Origin of the sequence: Rhodococcus sp. ENV425 (genome assembly GCF_002887785.1) — a bacterium.
Taxonomy (GTDB): domain Bacteria; phylum Actinomycetota; class Actinomycetes; order Mycobacteriales; family Mycobacteriaceae; genus Rhodococcus; species Rhodococcus aetherivorans.
The window spans coordinates 1-860 of sequence record NZ_PCZU01000260.1 but is presented as its reverse complement, the minus strand read 5'-3'; the positions used below and the strand labels follow the sequence as shown (position 1 = coordinate 860).

Genomic DNA, 860 nt, shown 5'->3' with positions numbered 1-860 from the left:
GTAGCCGCTGCGGGCCACCGCGATCCACACCAGCCCCCACGCCATGGCCGTGGCGACGGCGAGCCGCCCGTGCCCGGCGACGGCGAGGAGCACCGACACCGCGGCGACCACGACCAGGACGAGCACCGCCCAGGTGTCGGCGCCCAGCGCGAACGGGTCGACCTCCGCGGCGCGCAGAGCCGCCGCGGTGTTCGCGACCGTGGCCACCGCCACCCAGCCCAGGTACAGGAACATGGTGCCGTCCACGACGACGCCCTCGAGGCGGGACGACGGCGCGGTGCGGGTCAGGCCGAGGAAGATCCGGACCAGCACGGCCAGCAGCGCGGCGATGACCGCGACGCTGACCGCGAGCAGTTCGAGCTGCACGACGAGGATCCACGCGGCGTTGAGCAGCATCGACGCGGCGATCCACCGGCCGAGCGTCCGCTGGCGAGGGTCGGCGTGGTGCGCGGGCAGGGCCTGCCACACCGCGAGCGCCAGCAGGCCCAGGTAGATCACCGACCAGATCGAGAACGCCGGACCGCCCGGCGCCACCGCCGTCGCGTCGGCGGACAGCGCCCCACCCGCCACCTCGGAGATCGGTGTGCCCACCACGGCCCCGGATCCCAGGAAGGAGACGGCGACCGCGGTGATCGCCGACACGGCGACGCCTGCGACGCGGAGCCGGTCGGCGGAGGTGGCCTGGGGTCGCGTCGAGCTCGCCGGGGAAGTCGTCATCCCCGGAAGATGCCCGGCGTCGCCGTGTCCGAAACGTCCCGTCCGTTCGGGCTCGGCTGTTAACTTGAGCGCCTGGCACCGACGACGGAAGGAGCGCGATGAGGGGTACGGGGTGGCGGCTGCGGGCGCTCGCGTGCATCGGC

Annotated in this window: 1 protein-coding gene; it reads right to left on the bottom strand. The window is 74.3% G+C overall.

The window, feature by feature from the left end; translation table 11 throughout:
- A partial coding sequence (locus CQZ88_RS22950) for a tryptophan-rich sensory protein (RefSeq protein WP_102800365.1) occupies positions 1-717 on the bottom strand: 717 nt, incomplete at its 3' end.
- Positions 718-860: the final 143 nt, after the last annotated feature.